Source organism: Stenotrophomonas sp. PS02297 (genome assembly GCF_029959705.1).
Classification (GTDB): Bacteria; Pseudomonadota; Gammaproteobacteria; order Xanthomonadales; family Xanthomonadaceae; genus Stenotrophomonas; species Stenotrophomonas nitritireducens.
Genome location: NZ_JASCOS010000067.1, coordinates 1 through 19,855 on the forward strand (window position 1 = coordinate 1; position 19,855 = coordinate 19,855).

The following is a 19,855-nucleotide window of genomic DNA, read 5'->3' on the forward strand; positions in this document are numbered from 1 at the left end:
CGCCGGGCCCGCAGCTAATTTTTTTAAACACCGCCCCGTCGGGGCCCGCCCCCCCCCCCCCCCCGGGGCTCTATCGGGAATGCAGGGAACGCTTCAGCGGGGCGTTGCCCCGCTCTACAGAGCGGCGGGGGCTGGCGTGGCTCTTGTAGCGCCGGGCAACGCCCGGCGGGGCTTTGTCGGGAATGCCGGGAACGCTTCAGCGGGGCGTTGCCCCGCTCTACGAGAGGCCACTGTTGCGGGTGAGGCTGGACCGATTGCGCGGCAATGCCGCGCGATCCGGGCGAACGCCCCGCGCGCTGCGCGGGGCCGGTCGTGCGTCGTTCAACAGGCGATCAGGCCACTTTTTTCGCTGCCAACTGGCGGAGCACGTACTGCAGCAGGCCGCCGTTGCGGAAGTACTCCACTTCCTTGGGCGTGAGCAGCAGCACCTTGGCCTGGAAGGTGGCGTGGCTGCCATCGGTGCGGGTCGCTGTGACGCTGGCGATCTTCGCCTGGCCATCGGCAAGGCCGGTGACGTCGAAGGTCTCCGAGCCATCCAGGCCCAGCGTCTGCGCGTTCTCGCCCGGCAGGAACTGCAGCGGCAGTACGCCCATGCCGACCAGGTTGGAGCGGTGGATGCGCTCGAAGCTCTCGGCGATGACCGCCTTGACCCCGAGCAGGTTGGTGCCCTTGGCCGCCCAGTCGCGCGAGGAGCCGGTGCCGTATTCCTTGCCGGCGATCACCACCAGCGGAGTGCCCGTCGCCTTGTATTTCATCGCCGCGTCGTAGATCGACATCTTCTCGGGCGGTTGCGCGCCGAAGTACAGGGTGTTGCCGCCTTCCTCGCCGCCGAACATCAGGTTCTTGATGCGGATGTTGGCGAAGGTGCCGCGCACCATCACATCGTCGTTGCCGCGGCGGCTGCCGTAGCTGTTGAAGTCGACCGGCTGCACGCCGCGCGACTGCAGGAAACGGCCGGCAGGCGAGTCCTTCTTGATGTTGCCGGCCGGCGAGATGTGGTCGGTGGTGATCGAATCGCCGAACAGGCCGAGCACGCGCGCGCCATGGATGTCGGCGATGCTGCCCACGGCCATGGTCATGCCGTCGAAGTAGGGCGGGTTCTTGATGTAGGTCGAGTCGCCGTTCCACTGGTAGGCCTGGCCTTCCGGCGACTGGATCTGCGCCCAGCGGCTGTCGCCCTTGAACACGTCGGCATAGTTCTGCTTGAACATCTCCGGGCCGACGGTGGCGGCGATCACGTCGCCGATCTCCTTGTTGCTCGGCCAGATGTCGCGCAGGTAGACGTCGTTGCCGTCAGCGTCCTTGCCCAGCGGCTCGCGGGTCAGGTCGATGTTGACCGTGCCGGCGATGGCGTAGGCCACCACCAGCGGCGGCGAGGCCAGGTAGTTGGCCTTGACCTCCGGATGCACGCGGCCCTCGAAGTTGCGGTTGCCCGACAGCACCGAGGCCACGACCAGGTCGCCGGCGGCGATGCCGGCGCTGACTTCGGTGGGCAGCGGGCCGGAGTTGCCGATGCAGGTGGTGCAGCCGTAGCCGACCACGTAGAAGCCCAGTTTCTCCAGTTCCTTCAGTACGCCGGCTTTTTCCAGGTAATCGGTGACCACGCGCGAGCCCGGCCCGAGCGAGGTCTTGACCCACGGCTGGCGGGTCAGGCCGCGCGCGGCGGCGTTGCGGGCCAGCAGGCCGGCGCCGATCATCACCGCCGGGTTGGAGGTATTGGTGCAGGAAGTGATGGCGGCGATCACCACCGCGCCATCTTTCAGGCGCACCCTGCTGCCTTCGACCTCGATGTCGGCGTGGCCCTTGGTCAGCTGCTCGTTGCCGACCGCGGCGCCGCCACCCTCGCTGATGAAATCGGCGATCTCGTTGTTGCGGCGGTCGCGGTTGGCGGTCAGGCCGCCCAGCGCGTCGGCGAAGTTCTGGCGCACGTCCTGCAGCAGCACGCGGTCCTGCGGGCGCTTTGGGCCGGCCAGCGACGGCTTCACTTCGCCCATGTCCAGTTCCAGCGTGGCGCTGTATTGCGCGTGCGGGCTGTCCGGCTCGTGCCACAGCCCCTGCGCCCTGGCGTAGGCTTCGACCAGCGTGATCTGCGCCTCGCTGCGCCCGGACAGGCGCAGGTAGTTCAGCGATTCGGCGTCGATCGGGAAGATGCCGCAGGTGGCGCCGTACTCCGGCGCCATGTTGGCGATGGTGGCGCGGTCGGCCAGCGGCAGGTGCTGCAGGCCGTTGCCGTAGAACTCCACGAACTTGCCGACCACGCCGAGCTTGCGCAGCATCTGGGTGACGGTCAGCACCAGGTCGGTGGCGGTGGCGCCTTCGGGCAGGCGGCCGCTGAGCTTGAAGCCGACCACCTGCGGGATCAGCATCGACGAGGGCTGGCCGAGCATGGCCGCCTCGGCCTCGATGCCGCCCACGCCCCAGCCGAGCACGCCGATGCCGTTGATCATGGTGGTGTGCGAGTCGGTGCCGAACACGGTGTCCGGGAAGGCCCAGCGGGTGCCGTCCACGTCGCGCTCCATCACCACGCGGGCCAGGTTCTCCAGATTCACCTGGTGCACGATGCCGGTGTTCGGCGGCACCACCTTGAAGTTCTCGAACGCCTTCTGGCCCCAGCGCAGGAAGCTGTAGCGCTCGCGGTTGCGCTCGAATTCGATGCGGCCATTGACGTCCAGCGCGTCGGGGCGGCCGAACACGTCCACCTGCACCGAGTGGTCGATCACCAGTTCGGAAGGAATCAGCGGGTTGATCTGCTCGGCGCGGCCGCCCAGGCGGGTGACCGCATCGCGCATCGCGGCCAGGTCGACCACGCAGGGCACGCCGGTGAAGTCCTGCAGCACCACGCGCGCCGGCATGAAAGCGATCTCGGTATCCGGCTCGGCCTTCGGATCCCACTTGGCCACCGCCTCGATGTGCTCCGGGCCGACGGTCTGGCCCCCATCTTCGTGCCGGAGCAGGTTCTCCAGCAGGATCTTCATCGAATAGGGCAGGTGCGAGATGTCGAAGCGCTCGCCCAGCCGGGGCAGGCTGCAATAGGCGTAGGTCTGGTCGCCGACGGTGAGTTGGCTGCGGGTGGAGAACGAATCGCTCATGGCTGACTCCTGTTGCGGATGGCGTGCGGCGGCGCGGAGGCGCGCCCGCTGGCTGGGGCGAAGCCCCGTTCAGTAACCGGTCGCCCGAGTATGGACGATCTTCCCGTGGACGAGGCCGGGCATGCCCTTGAGCATACGCACCGGTTTGTTGCAGTCATGTCACGGTTCAGGCGCCGGCCCTTGTGCCGCAAGCCTTGCGCCGCCGTGACCAGCGTCGGCAGGGTTTGGGTATGCGGGTGCAAGTATGTATAATTCATGCATACTTTGGAGGGCGCCCAATGGAAGCCACCGTCGCTGAACGCGGACAGATCACCCTGCCCAAGGCCGTGCGCGATGCGCTGGGCCTGACCAAGGGCACGCTGCTGAAGGTTGAACTGGAAGGCAGCCGCATCATCCTGCGCAAGAGCGTGGACGACGCCATTTCCCGTGCCCGCGGCAAGTTCGCGCTGGACGGCTTCGAGTCGGCCGAACAGGCCGTGCGCACCGTGCGCGACGAGGCCGGCGAGGCATGATCGCGGTCGACTCCCCGGTCCTGATCGAACTGCTCAGCGATGGCCCCCGCGCCGACGCGGTGGAAGCCTGCCTGCGGCAGGCGCTGGTCGGCGGGCGGGTGGTCGTGTGTGGTACCACCCTGGCCGAGATCTGCGCCTCGCTGCGCGGCGGCGCCGAGGTGCAGGAGGCGCTGGAAGAAATGGGCGTCCATTTCAACCCGCTGGAAGCCAAATCCGCGTTGCGTGCCGGCGAGATGCACCGCCGCCACCGGCAGCGCAGCGGCGATACCCGCCGCATCGACGATTTCATGGTGGGCGCCCACGCACTGCTGCAGTGCGACGGGCTGATCACCTGGAACGACACGTTTTATCGCGACTACTTCAAGGGCCTGAAGCTGATCGTGCCGCAAGCCTGAGCCCATCCATTCTTTAACCGTTACACCCGGGAGTTGTCATGTTGGAAGCCTATCGCCACCACGTAGCCGAGCGCGCCGCGCTTGGCATCCCGCCGTTGCCGCTGACTGCACAGCAGACGGCCGACGTCATCGAGCTGCTGAAGAACCCACCGACGGGCGAGGCCGAGTTCCTGCTCGACCTGATCACCAACCGCGTGCCGGCCGGCGTCGATGACGCGGCCAAGGTCAAGGCTTCGTACCTGGCCGCCATTGCCTTCGGCAGCGAGAAGAACGCGCTGATCAGCCGCGAGCGCGCCACCGAACTGCTGGGCACCATGCTCGGCGGCTACAACGTCGCCCCGCTGATCCAGCTGCTGGACGACGCCGACGTGGGCGCCATCGCCGCCGACGCGCTGAAGAACACCCTGCTGGTGTTCGATGCGTTCCATGACGTGCAGGAAAAGGCCAAGGCCGGCAACGCGAATGCACAGGGCGTGCTGCAGAGCTGGGCCGATGCCGAATGGTTCACCAGCAAGCCGGAAGTGCCGCAGAGCCTGACCATCACCGTGTTCAAGGTGCCGGGCGAAACCAATACCGACGACCTGTCGCCGGCCCCGGACGCCACCACCCGCCCGGACATCCCGATACACGCCCTGGCGATGCTGAAGAACAAGCGCGACGACGCGCCGTTCACCCCGGAGGAAGACGGCAAGCGCGGTCCGATCCAGCAGATCCTCGACCTCAAGGACAAGGGCCACCTGGTCGCCTACGTCGGCGACGTGGTCGGCACCGGTTCCTCGCGCAAGTCGGCCACCAACAGCGTGCTGTGGTGGACCGGCGACGACATCCCGTACATCCCCAACAAGCGCGCCGGCGGCGTGTGCCTGGGCGGCAAGATCGCGCCGATCTTCTACAACACGATGGAAGACGCCGGTGCGCTGCCGATCGAGCTGGACGTGTCGAAGATGGAGCACGGCGACGTCGTCGAGCTGCGTCCGTACGAAGGCAAGGCGCTGAAGAACGGCGAAGTGATCGCCGAGTTCGAAGTGAAGTCCGACGTGCTGTTCGACGAAGTGCGCGCCGGTGGCCGCATCCCGCTGATCATCGGCCGTGGCCTGACCGCCAAGGCGCGTGAAGCGCTGGGCCTGCCGGTCACCGACCTGTTCCGCCTGCCGGTGCAGCCGGCCGATACCGGCAAGGGCTATTCGCTGGCACAGAAGATGGTGGGCCGCGCCTGTGGCCTGGCGGAAGGCAAGGGCATGCGCCCGGGCACCTATTGCGAGCCGAAGATGACCTCGGTGGGTTCGCAGGACACCACCGGTCCGATGACCCGTGACGAGCTGAAGGACCTGGCCTGCCTGGGCTTCTCGGCCGACCTGGTGATGCAGTCGTTCTGCCACACCGCGGCCTACCCGAAGCCAGTGGACGTCAAGACCCACCACACCCTGCCGGAGTTCATCTCCACCCGTGGCGGCGTCTCGCTGCGTCCGGGCGACGGCGTGATCCACAGCTGGCTCAACCGCATGCTGCTGCCGGACACCGTCGGTACCGGTGGTGACTCGCACACCCGTTTCCCGGTGGGCATCTCGTTCCCGGCCGGCTCGGGCCTGGTCGCCTTCGCTGCTGCCACCGGCGTCATGCCGCTGGACATGCCGGAGTCGGTGCTGGTGCGCTTCAAGGGCAAGATGCAGCCCGGCGTGACCCTGCGTGACCTGGTCAATGCCATCCCGCTTTACGCCATCAAGTCCGGTCTGCTGACCGTGGCCAAGGCAGGCAAGAAGAACATCTTCTCCGGCCGCATCCTGGAAATCGAAGGCCTGCCGGACCTGAAGGTGGAGCAGGCGTTCGAACTGTCCGACGCCTCGGCCGAACGTTCGGCTGCCGGTTGCTCGGTGCGCCTGAACAAGGAGCCGATCATCGAGTACCTCAACAGCAACATCACGCTGCTGAAGTGGATGATTGCCGAGGGTTACCAGGACGCCCGTTCGCTGGCCCGCCGCGTCGAGAAGATGGAAGCCTGGCTGGCCGACCCGCAGCTGCTGGAGCCGGATGCCGACGCCGAATACGCCGCCGTCATCGAGATCGACCTGGCCGACATCCACGAGCCGATCGTGGCCTGCCCGAACGACCCGGACGACGTGAAGACCCTGTCCGACGTGGCCGGTGCCAAGATCGACGAAGTGTTCATCGGTTCGTGCATGACCAACATCGGTCACTTCCGTGCTGCTGCCAAGCTGCTGGAAGGCAAGCGCGACATCCCGACCCGTCTGTGGGTGGCCCCGCCGACCAAGATGGACGCCTCCGAGCTGACCAAGGAAGGCGTGTACGGCACCTTCGGCGCCGCTGGCGCCCGCATGGAAATGCCGGGCTGCTCGCTGTGCATGGGCAACCAGGCACAGATCCGCGAAGGCTCCACCGCGATGTCGACCTCGACCCGCAACTTCCCCAACCGTCTGGGCCGCAACACCAACGTGTACCTGGGTTCGGCCGAGCTGGCCGCGATCTGCTCGCGTCTGGGCCGCATCCCGACCAAGGAGGAGTACATGGCGGACATCGGCGTGATCAACGCCAAGGGCGCGGAGATCTACCGCTACATGAACTTCGACCAGATCGCCGACTACAAGGACGTGGCCGACACCGTCGCGGCGTAAGCCACGGCGGAACGCAGCATGTGGAAAGCCCGGCGCAAGCCGGGCTTTCTCTTTTCCGTCTCCGTCGATGTCGTGTCCGATACCGGCGAGCAGCGTGCGCGCAGGGCCGCCACTCTCCGTGCTCCCCCCTCAGGAGCAGGACATGAAAGCCTTGCACGACAAGACCGTATTGATCACCGGTGCCAGTTCCGGCATCGGCCGCGCCGCCGCGCTGCTGTTCGCCGCCGAAGGCGCGCGCGTGGTGCTCGGCGCGCGGCGTGGCGCCGAACTGGACGCGCTGTCGATACGGATCCGCGCCGTGGGCGGCACGGCCACCTGGCTGGCCGGGGACGTGCGCGAGGAGGCCTATGCGCAGGCGCTGGTGCGTCATGCCGAGGACACATACGGCCCGCTGCACGCGGCGTTCAACAACGCCGGCGCGCTGGGGCCGCTGCAGCCCACCCCCGAGGTGGCGCTGTCCGGCTGGCAGGAGGCGATGGACGTCAATCTCACCGCCGCCTTCCTGGGCGCTAAACACCAGATTCCCTCGCTGTTGCGGACCGGCAATGGCGCCAGCCTGGTGTTCACCTCGACTTTCGTCGGCCACACCGCCGGCTTCCCGTGTACCGCCGCGTATGCGGCGAGCAAGGCCGGCGTCATCGGCCTGGTGCAGGCCTTGGCGGCCGAGTTCGGGCCTGCCGGCCTGCGGGTCAACGCGCTGCTGCCGGGCGGCACCGATACGCCGATGGCGCGCGAGATGAATCCCGACGAGGCGGCGCTGGGCGCGGTCGCGCGCCTGCATGCGTTGCGGCGGCTGGCGCAGCCGGAGGAAATCGCGGCGGCGGCGTTGTTCCTGGTGACGCCGGCGTCCTCGTTCGTCACCGGCACGGCCATGCGGGTGGACGGAGGGGTGTCGATCCAGCGTGGTTGAGCCGGCCCGGTCCGGGCGCGGGGCTGCGCCGTCAGCGATTCGGGTCGCGCTCCGGACTCGGCCGCTTGAGCAGCTTGCGCTGCAGCGAACGGCGGTGCATGCCGAGCAGGCGCGCGGCGGCCGAGACGTTGCCGCCGGTCTCGTGCAGCGCCTGCTGGATGTGTTCCCACTGAAGGCGGCTGATCGGGGTCATCGCGTCGGGCGGCTCGACCTCCTCGTGTTCCTCGCCGCCCTCGTCCGCCTCGCCGAGCGCGCGCAGGATCATCGGCACGGTGGCGGGCTTGGGCAGGTAGTCGTCGGCGCCGAGCTTGATCGCTTCCACCGCGGTGGCGATCGAGGCGTAGCCGGTGACCAGCAGGATGCGCATGTCCGCGCGCAGCGCGCGCAGCGGCTGGATCAGCGCCAGTCCGGATTCGCTGCCGAGCTTGAGGTCGATCAGCGCGAACGCCGGCGGCGAGCGCGTGGCCTGTTCCAGCGCGCCGGCGATGTCGTGGGCGGTGGCGGTCTCGATCTCGCGGCGGGCCAGGCTGCGCTGCAGGGTGCGCAGGTACAGCGGATCGTCGTCGACCAGCAGGCCGTGGGGGGAAAGGGCGCTCATGGGGTGTTCGCTTCCAGATGGGCAAGGGGCACGCGGAAACCGACGCGCGCGCCGCGGCCCTCGGCCGGGCGCATCCACAGTTCCCCATGCAGTCGTTCGATGGTGGCATGCGACAGCGCCAGGCCCACGCCCATGCCGTCGGTCTTGCCGCTGTTGAACAGGGTGCCCGGCAGGGCGGCGTGGGCGGCATCGTTGGCGTTGAAGCCGGGGCCGTAGTCGCGGACTTCGCCGTACAGCTGTCCGTCGCGGATGCGGATGTCCAGGTCCACCTGCTCGTGGCCGGTCTGCTCGCCGGCGTCGGCGGCGTTGTTCAGCAGCACCTGCAGCAGGTGGCCGACGCCCGGGTCCAGCGCGAGCTGCAACGGGGCATCGGCGTTGCGGTGCAGATGCACGGTCGGGCGCACCAGCCGCCATTGCTCCAGGACATTGCCGATCGACACGCGGGCGCGGCTGCGCGCGCCCTCCGCCGGCGCCGCCAACGCCAGCACCCGCTCGCGGCACTGCACGAGCAGGCCGCGCAGGGTGTCCATGTCCTCCTGCATCGCCGGGTCGTCGGCGTACTGCTCGGCGATGTCGTCGGCGAGCAGGGTCATGGTCGCCAGTGGGGTGTTCAGCTCATGCGCCACCGATGCCGCGTGCGTGGCCAGTGCGACGATGCCCTCGTTGCGCACGAAGCGTTCGCGCAGCAGTGCCAGCTGGTTCTCGCGTTCGCGCAGCGCGGCGGCCAGGCGCGTGGAGAACACCAGCACGACCACGCTGGACAGCAGGAAATTGGCCGCCGCGCCCCACAGGTGCAGGCTCATCGAATCGAAATAGCCGCCGTGCAGCGGCAGCCCGAACACCGCGCTCACCGCGTAGCCGGCCACGCAGGCCGCGGCCACCGCATGGGTCCAGCGCAGGGGCAGGGCGAGTGCGGCCAGCGCGATCAGGATCAGGAACAGCGAGCCGAATGGGTTGGCGATCCCTCCGCTCCAGCCGACCATCCAGGTGAGCACGGTGACATCAACCAGGATGTGGCCGAAGGCGGTGACCGGCGCCGGGTCGCTGTCGTGCACGCGCAGCTGCACGTACAGGTTGAACAGCGCCAGCATGCAGACGCCGCTCCACAGCGGCAGCAGCGGCAGGTCCAGCCCCAGCAGCCAGGTGGCCACCAGGATCGCGCTGGCCTGGCCGGCGGTGGCCAGCCAGCGCAGGCTGCACAGGGTGCGCAGGAACGAGGTATCCGGGGAATCCATGGGGTGCATCGTAATGCGTCCGGGCCCGTCGTAGCTCGCGATGGTTCATGCGATGGGATGGACGGGCGCGCTAAAATGCGCGCCATGCACGACGCCGTCACCCGCCCGACTCCTCCCGCCGACGCCACGGCCTGGCCCCGCCGCATCACCCATGCCGTCGACATCGGCGGAGTGAAAGTCGGCGGCGGCCATCCGGTGGTCGTCCAGTCGATGACCAATACCGACACCGCCGATATCGCCGCCAGCGTCCGCCAGGTGGCCGAGCTGTGGCGTGCCGGCTCGGAGATGGTGCGGCTGACCGTCAACAACGCCGAATCGGCGGCGGCGATCCCGCGCATCGTCGAGAAGCTGCAGATGATGGGCATCGAGGTGCCCCTGATCGGCGACTTCCATTACAACGGCCACCAGCTGCTCACCCAGGAGCCGGCCTGCGCCGAAGCGCTGGCCAAGTACCGCATCAACCCGGGCAACGTCGGCTTCGGCAAGAAGAAGGACACCCAGTTCGCGCAGCTGATCGAGTTCGCGATCCGGTACGAAAAGCCGGTGCGCATCGGCGCCAACTGGGGTTCGCTGGACCAGGCGCTGGCGGCCAAGCTGATGGACGAGAACAGCCGCCGCGAGCAGCCGTGGGACGCCGGCCGCGTGCTGCGCGAGGCGCTGATCCGTTCGGCGCTGGATTCGGCGCAGACCGCGGTGGAACTCGGCCTGTCGCGCGAGCGCATCGTGCTGTCGGCCAAGGTCAGCGGCGTGCAGGAACTGATCGCGGTGTACCGCGACCTCGCCAGCCGCTCCGAGTTCGCCCTGCACCTGGGCCTGACCGAGGCCGGCATCGGCAGCAAGGGCATCGTCGCCTCGTCGGCGGCGCTGGCGGTGCTGCTGCAGGAAGGCATCGGCGACACCATCCGCATCTCGCTCACGCCCGAGCCAGGGCAGCCGCGCACGCAGGAAGTCATCGTCGCGCAGGAGCTGCTGCAGACCACCGGGCAGCGTGCGTTCACGCCGATGGTCACCGCCTGCCCGGGCTGCGGACGGACCACCTCCGAGTTCTTCCAGGAACTGGCCAAGGTGGTGCAGAACCACGTCCGCGAGAAGATGCCGGTGTGGCGCGTCAGCCACCCGGGCGCGGAGAACATGACGCTGGCGGTGATGGGCTGCATCGTCAACGGCCCGGGCGAATCGCGCCATGCCAACATCGGCATCTCGCTGCCCGGTACCGGCGAGGCGCCGGCCGCGCCGGTGTTCGTCGACGGCGAGAAGAAGGTGACGTTGCGGGGCGAGAACATCGCGCAGGAGTTCGTGGCGCTGATCGACGATTACGTCGAGAACCGCTATGCGCGCCACGCCGGCTGAGTCGCGCCGTGAGGCGGCCGGCGTGCGCGACTGGCTCGTGCACAACGCCTGGCGCATCGTGGTGCTGTTCATCTGCCTGCTGCTGCCGCTGGCCGGTTTCGTGACCCTGGCCGACGAGATCCACGAGGCCGAATCGCTGCATTTCGACCAGGCGCTGTTGTGGCGCATGCACAGCCTCGCATCGCCCGCGGTGGATGCGTTCTTCGTGCTGGCCTCCCGGCTGGGCTACCAATGGGGCGTGATTCCGCTGGATATTCTGCTGGTGGCCATGCTCGCTTTGCGACGGCGCTGGCGGGATACGGTGTTCGCCGTTACCGCGCTGGTGGGTTCGGCGCTGTTGAACGTGGGCAGCAAGCAGTTGTTCCAGCGGCAGCGTCCGGGCCTGTGGGAATCGATTGCACCGGAAAGTACCTTCAGCTTTCCCAGCGGGCATGCGATGGGGTCGATGACACTGGCCGCCGTCGTCGTGTTCCTTGCATGGAACACGCGCTGGCGCTGGCCGGCGTTGATCGCCGCCATCGTCTTCGTGCCATGCGTCGGTCTGTCGCGCGTCTACCTTGGCGTGCATTACCCCTCCGATATCCTGGGAGGCTGGTGCGCGGCGTTGATATGGGTGACCGGGGTGCATGCGCTGCTGTTCCGGCATCGTTGGTCGCTGCCTGCTGCGGGGAATCCTTAATTGCAGGCGAGGGATGCCCTGATGGTTGCGTGACGCGCCCACATGCACCGTGTCATGGTCGGTCGTCCGGTGCCGATCAGGGCCGGATCATGCCTGGCAGGGGAGTCGGCCGCGCATGTCGATTCCAAGCATCGGGGCCGACCTCTTTCTGATTGATAATACGCGTGGCTTGCGCAATGGCGGGCAGTGGAATCCACCACCCGTCGCTCCGAAGCATGGAGTGCGCGGCGGGCTGCAACTGTCACCTGGGTTGGCGGGGAGGTAGCGGATAGTGACGATCAAGGTATTTCTCATTGACGACCACGCGCTGGTGCGCACCGGGATCCAGATGATCCTGGCAGGCGAGACCGGGATCGAGGTGGTCGGCGCGGCGGATAGCGGCGAAGTCGCATTGCCGCAGATCCGCCGGCTGAAACCGGACGTGGTGTTGTGCGATCTGAACCTGCCGGGGCTGAGCGGGCTGGAAATCACCGAGCGCATCGTCAAGGGTGACCACGGCACCCGCGTCATCATCGTGTCGGTGCTGGAAGACGGCCCGATGCCCAAGCGCCTGCTGGAGGCAGGTGCCTCGGGCTACGTCGGCAAGGGCGGCGATGCCAGGGAACTGGTCCGCGCCATCCATGACGTTGCCCAGGGCCGGCGCTACCTGGCCAACAACATCGCCCAGAACCTGGCCCTGTCCAATATCGGCGGCGATGTATCGCCCTTCGACGGACTCTCGCCGCGCGAACTGGAAGTGGCCCTGCTGCTGGTGCAGGGGCGCCGCCAGGAGGAGATCGCCCGGCGCCTGAGCCTGAGCGCCAAGACAGTCAACACGCACAAGTCGCGGCTGTTCCAGAAGACCGGCGTGCACGACAACATCGCGCTGGCCCGGCTGGCGGCCCAGTACGGCGTGGGCGATCCGTCGAAGGCGATCTGATTCGTCCGGCGTGCCAGCGGCCGGTGAAAGACCACAGGACAGGCTGTCCTCACGGATGCCCGATGGGGTAGCGCGCAGGGAGCGGCGCCATGAAAAAAGCGGCCCGAAGGCCGCTTTTTTCATTCCAGGACGCGATGCGCTCAGGCGTTGCGATGCGGCTCGTCCGCGTTCGCCTCGGCATCGGTCGTCGCGACCGCGGCTTCCACGGACTCCACGGCCGGGGCATGCGGCGCCTCGACAGCAGCCTCATGCTTTTCCTCGGTTGCCGGTGCCGGTGCCGGTGCCGCCGCTTCGGCGAACAACTGGCCGTTTTCCGGCAAGGCCGGCTCCGGCGCGGCCTGGGCAACGGGCGTCGCAGCGGGCGTATCGGCAGCCGGTTCCCCGGCAACGACGACGACCGCTTCTGCCGGCGCAGCAGGTTCGGCGGCGACGACCGGCTCCGGCTGGGTTTCCGGCTGCACCGGTGCGGCGACAGGCTGCACGGCTTCCACCACCGGTTCGGCGACAGGCGTGGTTTCCGGGGCAGGCGACGGCACGGCCGCTTCCACTGCTGGTTCCGGCTGCGCGGGAGCAGTTGCAACGGCGGCAGGCGCAACGACTTCTGCCACGGCTTCGGCCGCGACGACGGCCTTTTCAGCCGACTCGACCTGCTGCGTGCCGGGCGCGGCGGTCTGCGCGGTGTGCGGTGCGCGGGCAGGGGATTCCACGATTGCGGGTTCGTCGTCGAAATCGAACTCGGGCTGGGCCGCGGCCGGCACGGCTGCCGGTTCGGCGGCCTCGTGGCCGATGTCCTCGCCCTCGTCGGCGATGTCGTCGTCATTGCCCAGCACATCGGCATCGGCACTGCCGGTGCCTTCCGCATTGCCGCGGCGACGGCGACGGCCACCACGGCGGCCGCGACGGCGGCGGCTGGCGCCGTCGCCATTGGCGTCGTCGGTGGCGGGAGCGGCATTGGCTTCATCCGCGCTGGCGACCACCGGCTGTTCGGCCGTTGCGGCCACCGGCGCGCCGTCTTCCGCGGCCACCGGCGGCAGCGCCTTGACCGGCGCTTCGGACGTTTCCGTGGCCACGGCGGCGACTACCACGGCGGCGGCCGGGGCAACCTGCGCGGCAGGAGCGAGTGGACGCGGCGCTTCGGCCTGCGGCTGCCGCGCCGGCTTCTCGCTCAGCGGCGGGGCGGCCTTGTCCGCTTCCTGCTGCGGCCGGGGCTGCTTGGGCTGCTTCTGCTGCTTGGGCTGCTGCTGTTCGTTGTTGCGCTGCTGCTTGCCCTGCTGCGCCTGCTGTTCATTGCGCTGCTTGGGCTGCTGCTGGCCGGCATTCGGGTTCTGGCCCTGCTGCGGGTTGCCGGCGTTCTGACGGCGATCGTCACGACGCTCCTCGCGACGCGGCTGCTCGTCGCGGCGGTTGCCGTTCGCGTTGCCGGAGTTGCGCGCCTGCTGGCCGTTGTTGCCGCCGCCATTGCGGTTGTCGCGGCGCTGGTTGCGGTCGTTGCGGTTGCCGCGGCCGTTGTCCTGGCGCGGCTGCGGCTGGGCCGGCGCCGCGCTGGCGGTTTCGCCACCGAAGACGCGCTTGAGCCAGCCCATCACGCCGCCGCCAGCCGGAGCGGCGGCAACCGGAGCGGCAACCGGCGCCGGAGCCGGGGTCGGTTCGGCGATCTCGCGGACCGGGGCCGGCTGGCTGTGCTTGACGTGGGTCACCGCCGGTGCCGGCGGGATGTTCAGCTGTGCCTTGGTCAGGGCGTGCACCGGCAGCTTGCGCGGGGTACCGCGCTGGTAGCTCGGCTTGCCCGATTCCTCGCCCAGCTCGTTCTCGCGCAGGCGGGTGACTTCGTAGTGCGGGGTGTGCAGCTGCTCGTCGGCGACGATGATGATCGGCGCGTCATGGCGCTTTTCGATCTCGCGCAGCGCGCCGCGCTTCTCGTTGAGCAGGAAGTTGGCGATCTCCACCGGGGCCTGGACCAGCACCTGCCCGGTGTTCTCCTTCATCGCATGCTCTTCGGCGACGCGGATGATCGACAGCGACAGCGACTCGACGCTGCGCATGCGGCCCTGGCCGTCGCAGCGCGGGCAGACGATCTGGCTGGATTCACCCAGGCTCGGGCGCAGGCGCTGGCGGCTCATCTCCATCAGGCCGAAGCGCGAGATGCGGCCCAGCTGGACGCGGGCGCGGTCGTACTTGAGGGCGTTCTGCAGGCGGTTCTCGACTTCGCGCTGGTGCTTGTTTGAGGACATGTCGATGAAGTCGATGACCACCAGGCCGCCCAGGTCGCGCAGGCGCAGCTGGCGGGCCACTTCCTCGGCGGCCTCCAGGTTGGTCTGGAACGCGGTGTCCTCGATGTCGCTGCCCTTGGTGGCGCGGGCCGAGTTCACGTCGACGGCGGTCAGCGCTTCGGTCTGGTCGACCACGATCGAGCCGCCCGAGGGCAGGCGCACGTTGCGCTCGTAGATCGCCTCGATCTGCGATTCGATCTGGAAGCGGTTGAACAGCGGGATGTCGTCCTTGTAGTGCTTGAGCTTGCGCAGGGTCTGCGGCATCACCTGCTGCATGAACTCGCGCGCGGTCTCGTACAGTTCCTCGGTGTCGACCAGGATCTCGCCGATGTCGGCGCGCAGGTAGTCGCGCAGGGCGCGCACGATCAGGCGCGATTCCTGGTAGATCAGGAACGGGGCCGGCTTGGCCAGCGCGGCCTCGGCGATGGAACGCCACACCTGCAGCAGGTAGTCCAGGTCCCACTGCAGCTCTTCGGCGTCGCGGCCGACGCCGGCGGTGCGGATGATCACGCCCATGTCGTCGGGGATGTTCAGCTTGTCCAGCGCGTCCTTCAGCGCGGCGCGGTCCTCGCCCTCGATGCGGCGCGAGACGCCGCCGGCCGACGGCGAGTTGGGCATCAGCACCATGTAGCGGCCGGCCAGGGAGATGAACGTGGTCAGGGCAGCGCCCTTGTTGCCGCGCTCTTCCTTGTCCACCTGGACCACCACTTCCTGGCCCTCGCGCAGCAGCTCGCGGATGCCGGCCTTGTTGTGGTCGACACCGGCCTGGAAGTAGTCGCGGGAGATTTCCTTCAGCGGCAGGAAGCCGTGCTTGTCGCCGCCGTATTCGACGAAGGCCGCTTCGAGGGAGGGTTCGAGCCGGGTGATGCGGCCCTTGTAGATGTTGGACTTCTTCTGTTCCTTGGACGGCTGTTCGATGTCGATGTCGTACAGGGTCTGGCCGTCCACGATGGCCACGCGCAGTTCTTCAGCCTGCGTGGCATTGATCAGCATTCGCTTCATTGTGCGTTCCTCGCGCGCTGCTACCGCGCGGAACGCCATGGCGTTTCGCCTCTGGACACGGCTCGCCGCCCCTCGCGCAGGCGCGGGTAGGGCGGCTTGGGTTTCCAGCGCTACGACACCACGGCAGGCCGCGGGAGCGCTTGTGTACTTGGTTTCAGGTGTTTCGGGGCCGGCGGCCGCCCCGGCCGGGGCCAGGGCGTCGCACGGGACATGTGTTTTCGTCCAGCACGGATGCTTTTGGCATCCGGCGATGGCCGGGAGCGCCGACGAGCCGCTAACATGGCCGCCCCGGGGGCGGTGGCCGCGCACTGTGCCGGATCCGTCGGAAGCCGGGCTTCTGGCCCTAGACAACTTCCAACGAAATCAAACCCTTATCTCGCTCCCCGAGTGTAACAGAATAAACAGGCAGATGACTGACTCCGAAGACCGCCGCATCCCGTCCGCGGGCAAATCCAGCGTGCGCCTGATCAAGGTTCCGGAAGACCGGGCCGGACAGCGCCTGGACAACTTCCTGCTGGGCCAGCTCAAGGGTGCGCCGCGCAGCCTGGTCTACAAGCTGGTGCGCAGCGGACAGGTGCGTGTGAATGGCGGTCGTGCCAAGGCCGAGCGCAAGCTGGAGGCGGGCGAGGAAGTACGGGTGCCGCCGGTCAATCTCGCCGAGGTTGGAGACAAGGCCCCGCCGCCGGCCGGTTTCCTGCAGCGCATGGAGCAGGCGATCGTCTTCGAGGACGCGCGGCTGCTGGTCATCAACAAGCCGTCCGGAGTGGCCAGCCATGGCGGCAGCGGCATCAGTCATGGCGCGATCGAGACCATGCGCGCGCTGCGCCCGAACCAGAACCTGGAACTGGTCCACCGGCTGGACCGCGACACCTCCGGTCTGCTGGTCATGGCCAAGAAGCGCTCGGCGCTGACCGAGCTGCAGGCGCTGCTGCGCGAGGACCACGACGGTTCCGGTCCCGGCGGGATCCGCAAGCGCTACCTGACCCTGCTGGTCGGGCGCATGCCCGACGGGGTGATGAGCGTGGACGCGCCGCTGCATGTCGGCCTGCGCCAGGGCGGCGAACGCCACGTGCAGGTGAATGCCGCCGGCAAGCCCTCGCTCAGCCACTTCAAGGTGCTGGAGCGGCGCGGCGGCCATTCCTACTGCGAGGTACGGATCGAGACCGGGCGTACCCACCAGATCCGCGTGCATGCCCAGCACATCGGCCATCCGGTCGCAGGCGACGACAAGTACGGCGATCCTGCCGTCAACAAGCGGTTTCGGGAGCAGATCGGGCTGAAGCGGCTGTTCCTGCACGCGGCCTCGCTGGAATTCGCGCTCGACGGCGGCAAGACGCCCTACGTGCTCAATGCGCCGCTGGCGCCGGAGCTGGTCGAGGCGCTGGATCGGCTCAGGTAAGGCCGGACAGTGCCTGTGGACCTTGCCGGTAAAGCCCCCGGCTGAGGCCGCTCCTGCGGCGGCGCCGTCTCACCACTTGAACAGCACCAGGCTGATCGCCAGCGTCGCCATGCCGGCCACCAGCCCGTACACGGTCTCGTGGCCGCGGGCATAGCGCTTGGCGGCGGGCAGCAGCTCGTCCAGTGCCAGGAAGACCATCACCCCGGCGATCATCCCGAACACGATGCCGAAGGTGGTATGCGACAGCGAGCCGGCCAGGGCGAAGTAGCCCAGGGCCGCGCCCACCGGTTCGGCCAGCCCCGACAGCAGGCTGGCGGTGAAGGCGTACAGCTTGTTCCCGGTGGCGAAATACACCGGCACCGCGATGGCGATGCCCTCGGGGATGTTGTGGATGGCGATGGCGAAGGCCAGCGGCATGCCTACCGACGGGCTCTCCAGCGTCGCGAAAAAGGTGGCCAGGCCTTCGGGGAAATTGTGCGCGGTGATCGCCACCGCGGTCAGCAGGCCGACCCGCCGGACATAGCCGCGGTTGTCCTCGCGGAACAGCGGGTCGCGCTTGTCCAGGCTTTCGTGCGGGTTGGGAATCAGGTGGTCGATGGCGAGGATCAGCGCGACGCCGCCGAGGAAGGAGAACGTGCCGTAGGCGAAGCCCAGCCGCTCGCCATGCGCCAGCGCGAACGAGGCGATCGATTTGTTCAGGATTTCCGACAGCGATACATACACCATCGCGCCGCCGGCGAACGCCAGCCCGAAGGCGAGCAGGCGCGGTTCCGGACGCCTGGAGAACAGCACCATCAGGCTGCCGATGGCGGTTGCCAGGCCGGCGGCCAGCGTGAGCGCGAACGCGACCCACAGGTGCTCGGTGGAGACCGCAGGCATGGAGGCGCTCGCGGAGGCCGTTGTGGCGGTCAGCCGCCGCGCCGCATGCGCTCCTCGATGGCGAAGCAGCTGTCCGGTTTCGGTTCGGGCGGGTTGAAGCTCACCGGCACCTGGATGGTGGTCGGCACGGCCTGGCCATTGCGGGTGGCGGCCTTGAACTTCCACTCGCGCACCCGGTGGATCGCCGCGTCGTCCAGTTGGCTGTTGCCACTGCTGGTGAGCAGCGCGACCTCGGTGGGGGTGCCCTCGGGGCCGACGACGACCTTGAGCACGCTCTGCCCGCCGACGCCGCTGCAGGCCAGTTCGACGGGGTAATCCGGTGGCGGGGTCTGTACCGCTGCCACTTCGGTGGGAGCGATCGCCGGCGGCGCCGGTTCGGAAGGGCCGCAGGCGCTGAGCGCGGCAATGGTGGCGAGCGAGCCCAGCAGGAGATGCGCTTTCATGTCACTGCTCCACAAGTGCGGATGCCTTGGCGGCACAGATGAAATCGTTCTCGCTCAGGCCGCCCACGTCGTGGGTGGAGAAGCGGACGATCGCACGGTCGTAATGGACGCCCAGGTCGGGATGGTGGTCCTCGCGGTGCGCGACCCAGGCCAGGGCGTTCACGAACGCCATGGTGCCGTGGTAGTTGTCGAAGCGGAATGTGCGGACCAGCGCATGGCCGTCCTCGGCCAGCTCCCAGCCGGCGACCTGCGGCAGCAGCTCGGCCAGCCGCGCCGCGCCGAGGCGGTGCTCGCTGCCTTTGCGCGGAATGCAGTGCGCCTGCGCCAGCGGAATCAGATCGGCCATGGGGTACCTCCATCGGACAAGGGGCTGAACGGCGCCGCGCGTGGAATCAGTGTCCCATCAGCAGCGGCCAAGACACGGCTAGAATAGCGCGCATGATCCAGATTTCAGATACCGCGCAGAGCCATTTCCGCAAGCTGATCGAACGCGAGGCCGTGCCCGGCATGGGCGTGCGCCTGAGCGCGGTCGAACCGGGGACGCCACGCGCCGACGCGCGCCTGGAGTTCGCCGAGCCGGCCGATCTGCTGGGCGACGAATGGGCGGTGGACTGCGACGGCTTCACGCTTTATGTGTCGGCCACCAGCGTGGCGTGGCTGGATGGGGCCGAGATCGACTATGTCACACAGGCCGCCGGTACCCAGCAGCTGACCATCAAGGCGCCCAAGATCAAGGGCGAAGCCCCCGGCGAAGCGGCGTCGATGGTCGAGCGCGTGCACTGGGTCATCGAGAACGAAGTCAACCCGCAGCTGGCGTCGCATGGCGGCCGGGTGGCGGTGCAGGAAGTGTCCGCCGACGGCGTGGTGCTGCTGCGTTTCGGCGGCGGCTGCCATGGCTGCGGCATGGCCGACGTGACCTTGAAGCAGGGGATCGAGAAGACCTTGATGGGCCGGGTGCCGGGCGTCACCGCCGTGCGCGATGCGACCGACCACGCCAGTGGCCAGGCGCCCTACATCCCGCGCGACGGCGTGGGCTGAGCGACCCGCCACGTGCCGGTGACGACGGTTGCCGACCTGATCGACCTGCTGGCCGCCCGGCGCAAGGCCAGCATCCTGCATGACCGTCGAACCGGTTTTCCTTACAGCTGGAGCGCCTGGCTGCGCGGAGGTTCGCGCGCGGACGGCATGGCATTCGCGGGTATCGACGCGGCGGCCGCGGCACCGCCATGGCAGGGACCGCGATCCCGCGGCGGCGGGCGCGGGCTGTCGTTCCAGCGGGCGCTGCTGCACCTGTTCCGCTGGGCGGGCGACGACCCGCCTCCCGACGACCAGCGCCGGATACGCTGGTTCTCCGCTTTCTGCAGCGTCGCCCTGCATCTGCTGTTCGCCGTGCTGCTGGTATGGGTGGCGCTGGTGCGCAGCAACGTGCCGGAACCCGGCGCGGAGGAGGGCGAGCGCGTGCAGGTCGAGTACGTGGGCCGGGGGACGCCGGAGGATGAAGGCGGCGGCGCGCCGCAGGCCGCCGCCGCACAGTCGTCGGCGGCG

Annotated in this window: 16 protein-coding genes and 1 pseudogene; 10 read left to right on the plus strand and 7 right to left on the minus strand. The window is 68.5% G+C overall.

Annotated features, from left to right (window positions below; genetic code table 11):
- Positions 1–332: 332 nt before the first annotated feature.
- Complete coding sequence (gene acnA, locus QMX80_RS12675; RefSeq protein ID WP_282277410.1) at positions 333–3,089, minus strand: aconitate hydratase AcnA; 2,757 nt, start codon at positions 3,087–3,089, stop codon at positions 333–335.
- 278 nt (positions 3,090–3,367) lie between these two features.
- Between acnA and QMX80_RS12680 the strand changes: the two genes are divergently transcribed.
- The 4 genes from QMX80_RS12680 to QMX80_RS12695 all read left to right on the plus strand — a co-directional run bounded on the left by QMX80_RS12680 (position 3,368) and on the right by QMX80_RS12695 (position 7,536).
- Positions 3,368–3,601, plus strand: a complete 234-nt coding sequence (locus QMX80_RS12680; RefSeq protein WP_250062287.1) for an AbrB/MazE/SpoVT family DNA-binding domain-containing protein — start codon at positions 3,368–3,370, stop codon at positions 3,599–3,601.
- A complete protein-coding gene (locus QMX80_RS12685; RefSeq protein ID WP_055764992.1) occupies positions 3,598–3,996 on the plus strand; it encodes a type II toxin-antitoxin system VapC family toxin in 399 nt (132 codons plus the stop codon). Before QMX80_RS12680 ends, QMX80_RS12685 begins: the two co-directional genes overlap by 4 nt.
- A gap of 38 nt (positions 3,997–4,034) precedes the next feature.
- Positions 4,035–6,626, plus strand: a complete 2,592-nt coding sequence (gene acnB / locus QMX80_RS12690; RefSeq protein WP_282277414.1) for a bifunctional aconitate hydratase 2/2-methylisocitrate dehydratase — start codon at positions 4,035–4,037, stop codon at positions 6,624–6,626.
- Positions 6,627–6,768: 142 nt separating this feature from the next.
- Positions 6,769–7,536 carry an SDR family oxidoreductase gene (locus tag QMX80_RS12695; protein WP_055764996.1) on the plus strand — a complete coding sequence of 256 codons (768 nt, stop codon included), beginning with the start codon at positions 6,769–6,771 and terminating at the stop codon, positions 7,534–7,536.
- A gap of 31 nt (positions 7,537–7,567) precedes the next feature.
- On the opposite strand, the gene QMX80_RS12700 is transcribed toward QMX80_RS12695, so the two are convergent.
- Both QMX80_RS12700 and QMX80_RS12705 read right to left on the minus strand, forming a co-directional pair.
- Positions 7,568–8,134 (minus strand): response regulator transcription factor, encoded by a 567-nt coding sequence (locus tag QMX80_RS12700; protein ID WP_055764998.1) that lies wholly within the window; start codon positions 8,132–8,134, stop codon positions 7,568–7,570.
- Positions 8,131–9,369 (minus strand): ATP-binding protein, encoded by a 1,239-nt coding sequence (locus tag QMX80_RS12705; protein ID WP_273081818.1) that lies wholly within the window; start codon positions 9,367–9,369, stop codon positions 8,131–8,133. Before QMX80_RS12705 ends, QMX80_RS12700 begins: the two co-directional genes overlap by 4 nt.
- A gap of 84 nt (positions 9,370–9,453) precedes the next feature.
- On the opposite strand from QMX80_RS12705, the gene ispG reads away from it, so the two are divergent.
- The 3 genes from ispG (at position 9,454) to QMX80_RS12720 (ending at position 12,317) form a co-directional block, all read left to right on the plus strand.
- On the plus strand, positions 9,454–10,719 hold the full coding sequence (gene ispG / locus QMX80_RS12710; protein WP_282277417.1) for a flavodoxin-dependent (E)-4-hydroxy-3-methylbut-2-enyl-diphosphate synthase: 1,266 nt from the start codon (positions 9,454–9,456) through the stop codon (positions 10,717–10,719).
- Positions 10,700–11,398, plus strand: a complete 699-nt coding sequence (locus tag QMX80_RS12715; protein ID WP_282277418.1) for a phosphatase PAP2 family protein — start codon at positions 10,700–10,702, stop codon at positions 11,396–11,398. The genes ispG and QMX80_RS12715 overlap by 20 nt, the downstream gene beginning before the upstream one ends.
- Before the next feature lie 271 nt (positions 11,399–11,669).
- Positions 11,670–12,317 (plus strand): response regulator, encoded by a 648-nt coding sequence (locus QMX80_RS12720; RefSeq protein WP_055765004.1) that lies wholly within the window; start codon positions 11,670–11,672, stop codon positions 12,315–12,317.
- A gap of 140 nt (positions 12,318–12,457) precedes the next feature.
- On the opposite strand, the gene QMX80_RS12725 is transcribed toward QMX80_RS12720, so the two are convergent.
- Positions 12,458–15,589: an Rne/Rng family ribonuclease gene (locus QMX80_RS12725; protein ID WP_282277419.1), complete on the minus strand. Its 3,132-nt coding sequence runs from the start codon at positions 15,587–15,589 to the stop codon at positions 12,458–12,460.
- 409 nt (positions 15,590–15,998) lie between these two features.
- Between QMX80_RS12725 and QMX80_RS12730 the strand changes: the two genes are divergently transcribed.
- Positions 15,999–16,988 (plus strand): RluA family pseudouridine synthase, encoded by a 990-nt coding sequence (locus tag QMX80_RS12730; RefSeq protein ID WP_273081812.1) that lies wholly within the window; start codon positions 15,999–16,001, stop codon positions 16,986–16,988.
- A 69-nt stretch (positions 16,989–17,057) separates the two neighbouring features.
- On the opposite strand, the gene zupT is transcribed toward QMX80_RS12730, so the two are convergent.
- Genes zupT through QMX80_RS12745 form a run of 3 tightly spaced genes read right to left on the minus strand, consistent with a single transcriptional unit; the run spans position 17,058 to position 18,656 of the window.
- The gene (gene zupT, locus QMX80_RS12735) at positions 17,058–17,867 is read right to left on the minus strand and encodes a zinc transporter ZupT (RefSeq protein WP_282277421.1); all 810 of its coding nucleotides are present in this window, start codon (positions 17,865–17,867) and stop codon (positions 17,058–17,060) included.
- Positions 17,868–17,896: 29 nt separating this feature from the next.
- Positions 17,897–18,310, minus strand: a complete 414-nt coding sequence (locus QMX80_RS12740) for an energy transducer TonB (protein ID WP_282277422.1) — start codon at positions 18,308–18,310, stop codon at positions 17,897–17,899.
- 1 nt (position 18,311) lies between these two features.
- Entirely contained in the window at positions 18,312–18,656 is a 345-nt protein-coding gene (locus QMX80_RS12745) for a 4a-hydroxytetrahydrobiopterin dehydratase (RefSeq protein WP_055765014.1), read from the minus strand.
- Positions 18,657–18,748: 92 nt separating this feature from the next.
- Here QMX80_RS12745 and QMX80_RS12750 point away from each other — a divergent pair, with 92 nt between their 5' ends.
- Positions 18,749–19,348 carry an NfuA family Fe-S biogenesis protein gene (locus QMX80_RS12750; protein ID WP_055765016.1) on the plus strand — a complete coding sequence of 200 codons (600 nt, stop codon included), beginning with the start codon at positions 18,749–18,751 and terminating at the stop codon, positions 19,346–19,348.
- Positions 19,349–19,366: 18 nt separating this feature from the next.
- Positions 19,367–19,855, plus strand: a pseudogene (locus QMX80_RS12755) (hypothetical protein); the annotation flags it as partial.

Coding starts and splice junctions, on each gene's coding strand:
- ispG (WP_282277417.1), top strand. CDS start 9,454: ATGCACGACGCCGTCACCCGCCCGACTCCTCCCGCCGACGCCACGGCC.
- acnB (WP_282277414.1), top strand. CDS start 4,035: ATGTTGGAAGCCTATCGCCACCACGTAGCCGAGCGCGCCGCGCTTGGC.
- zupT (WP_282277421.1), bottom strand. CDS start 17,867: ATGCCTGCGGTCTCCACCGAGCACCTGTGGGTCGCGTTCGCGCTCACG.
- QMX80_RS12740 (WP_282277422.1), bottom strand. CDS start 18,310: ATGAAAGCGCATCTCCTGCTGGGCTCGCTCGCCACCATTGCCGCGCTC.
- QMX80_RS12680 (WP_250062287.1), top strand. CDS start 3,368: ATGGAAGCCACCGTCGCTGAACGCGGACAGATCACCCTGCCCAAGGCC.
- QMX80_RS12685 (WP_055764992.1), top strand. CDS start 3,598: ATGATCGCGGTCGACTCCCCGGTCCTGATCGAACTGCTCAGCGATGGC.
- QMX80_RS12715 (WP_282277418.1), top strand. CDS start 10,700: ATGCGCGCCACGCCGGCTGAGTCGCGCCGTGAGGCGGCCGGCGTGCGC.
- QMX80_RS12695 (WP_055764996.1), top strand. CDS start 6,769: ATGAAAGCCTTGCACGACAAGACCGTATTGATCACCGGTGCCAGTTCC.
- QMX80_RS12700 (WP_055764998.1), bottom strand. CDS start 8,134: ATGAGCGCCCTTTCCCCCCACGGCCTGCTGGTCGACGACGATCCGCTG.
- QMX80_RS12745 (WP_055765014.1), bottom strand. CDS start 18,656: ATGGCCGATCTGATTCCGCTGGCGCAGGCGCACTGCATTCCGCGCAAA.
- acnA (WP_282277410.1), bottom strand. CDS start 3,089: ATGAGCGATTCGTTCTCCACCCGCAGCCAACTCACCGTCGGCGACCAG.
- QMX80_RS12750 (WP_055765016.1), top strand. CDS start 18,749: ATGATCCAGATTTCAGATACCGCGCAGAGCCATTTCCGCAAGCTGATC.
- QMX80_RS12730 (WP_273081812.1), top strand. CDS start 15,999: ATGACTGACTCCGAAGACCGCCGCATCCCGTCCGCGGGCAAATCCAGC.
- QMX80_RS12705 (WP_273081818.1), bottom strand. CDS start 9,369: ATGGATTCCCCGGATACCTCGTTCCTGCGCACCCTGTGCAGCCTGCGC.
- QMX80_RS12725 (WP_282277419.1), bottom strand. CDS start 15,589: ATGAAGCGAATGCTGATCAATGCCACGCAGGCTGAAGAACTGCGCGTG.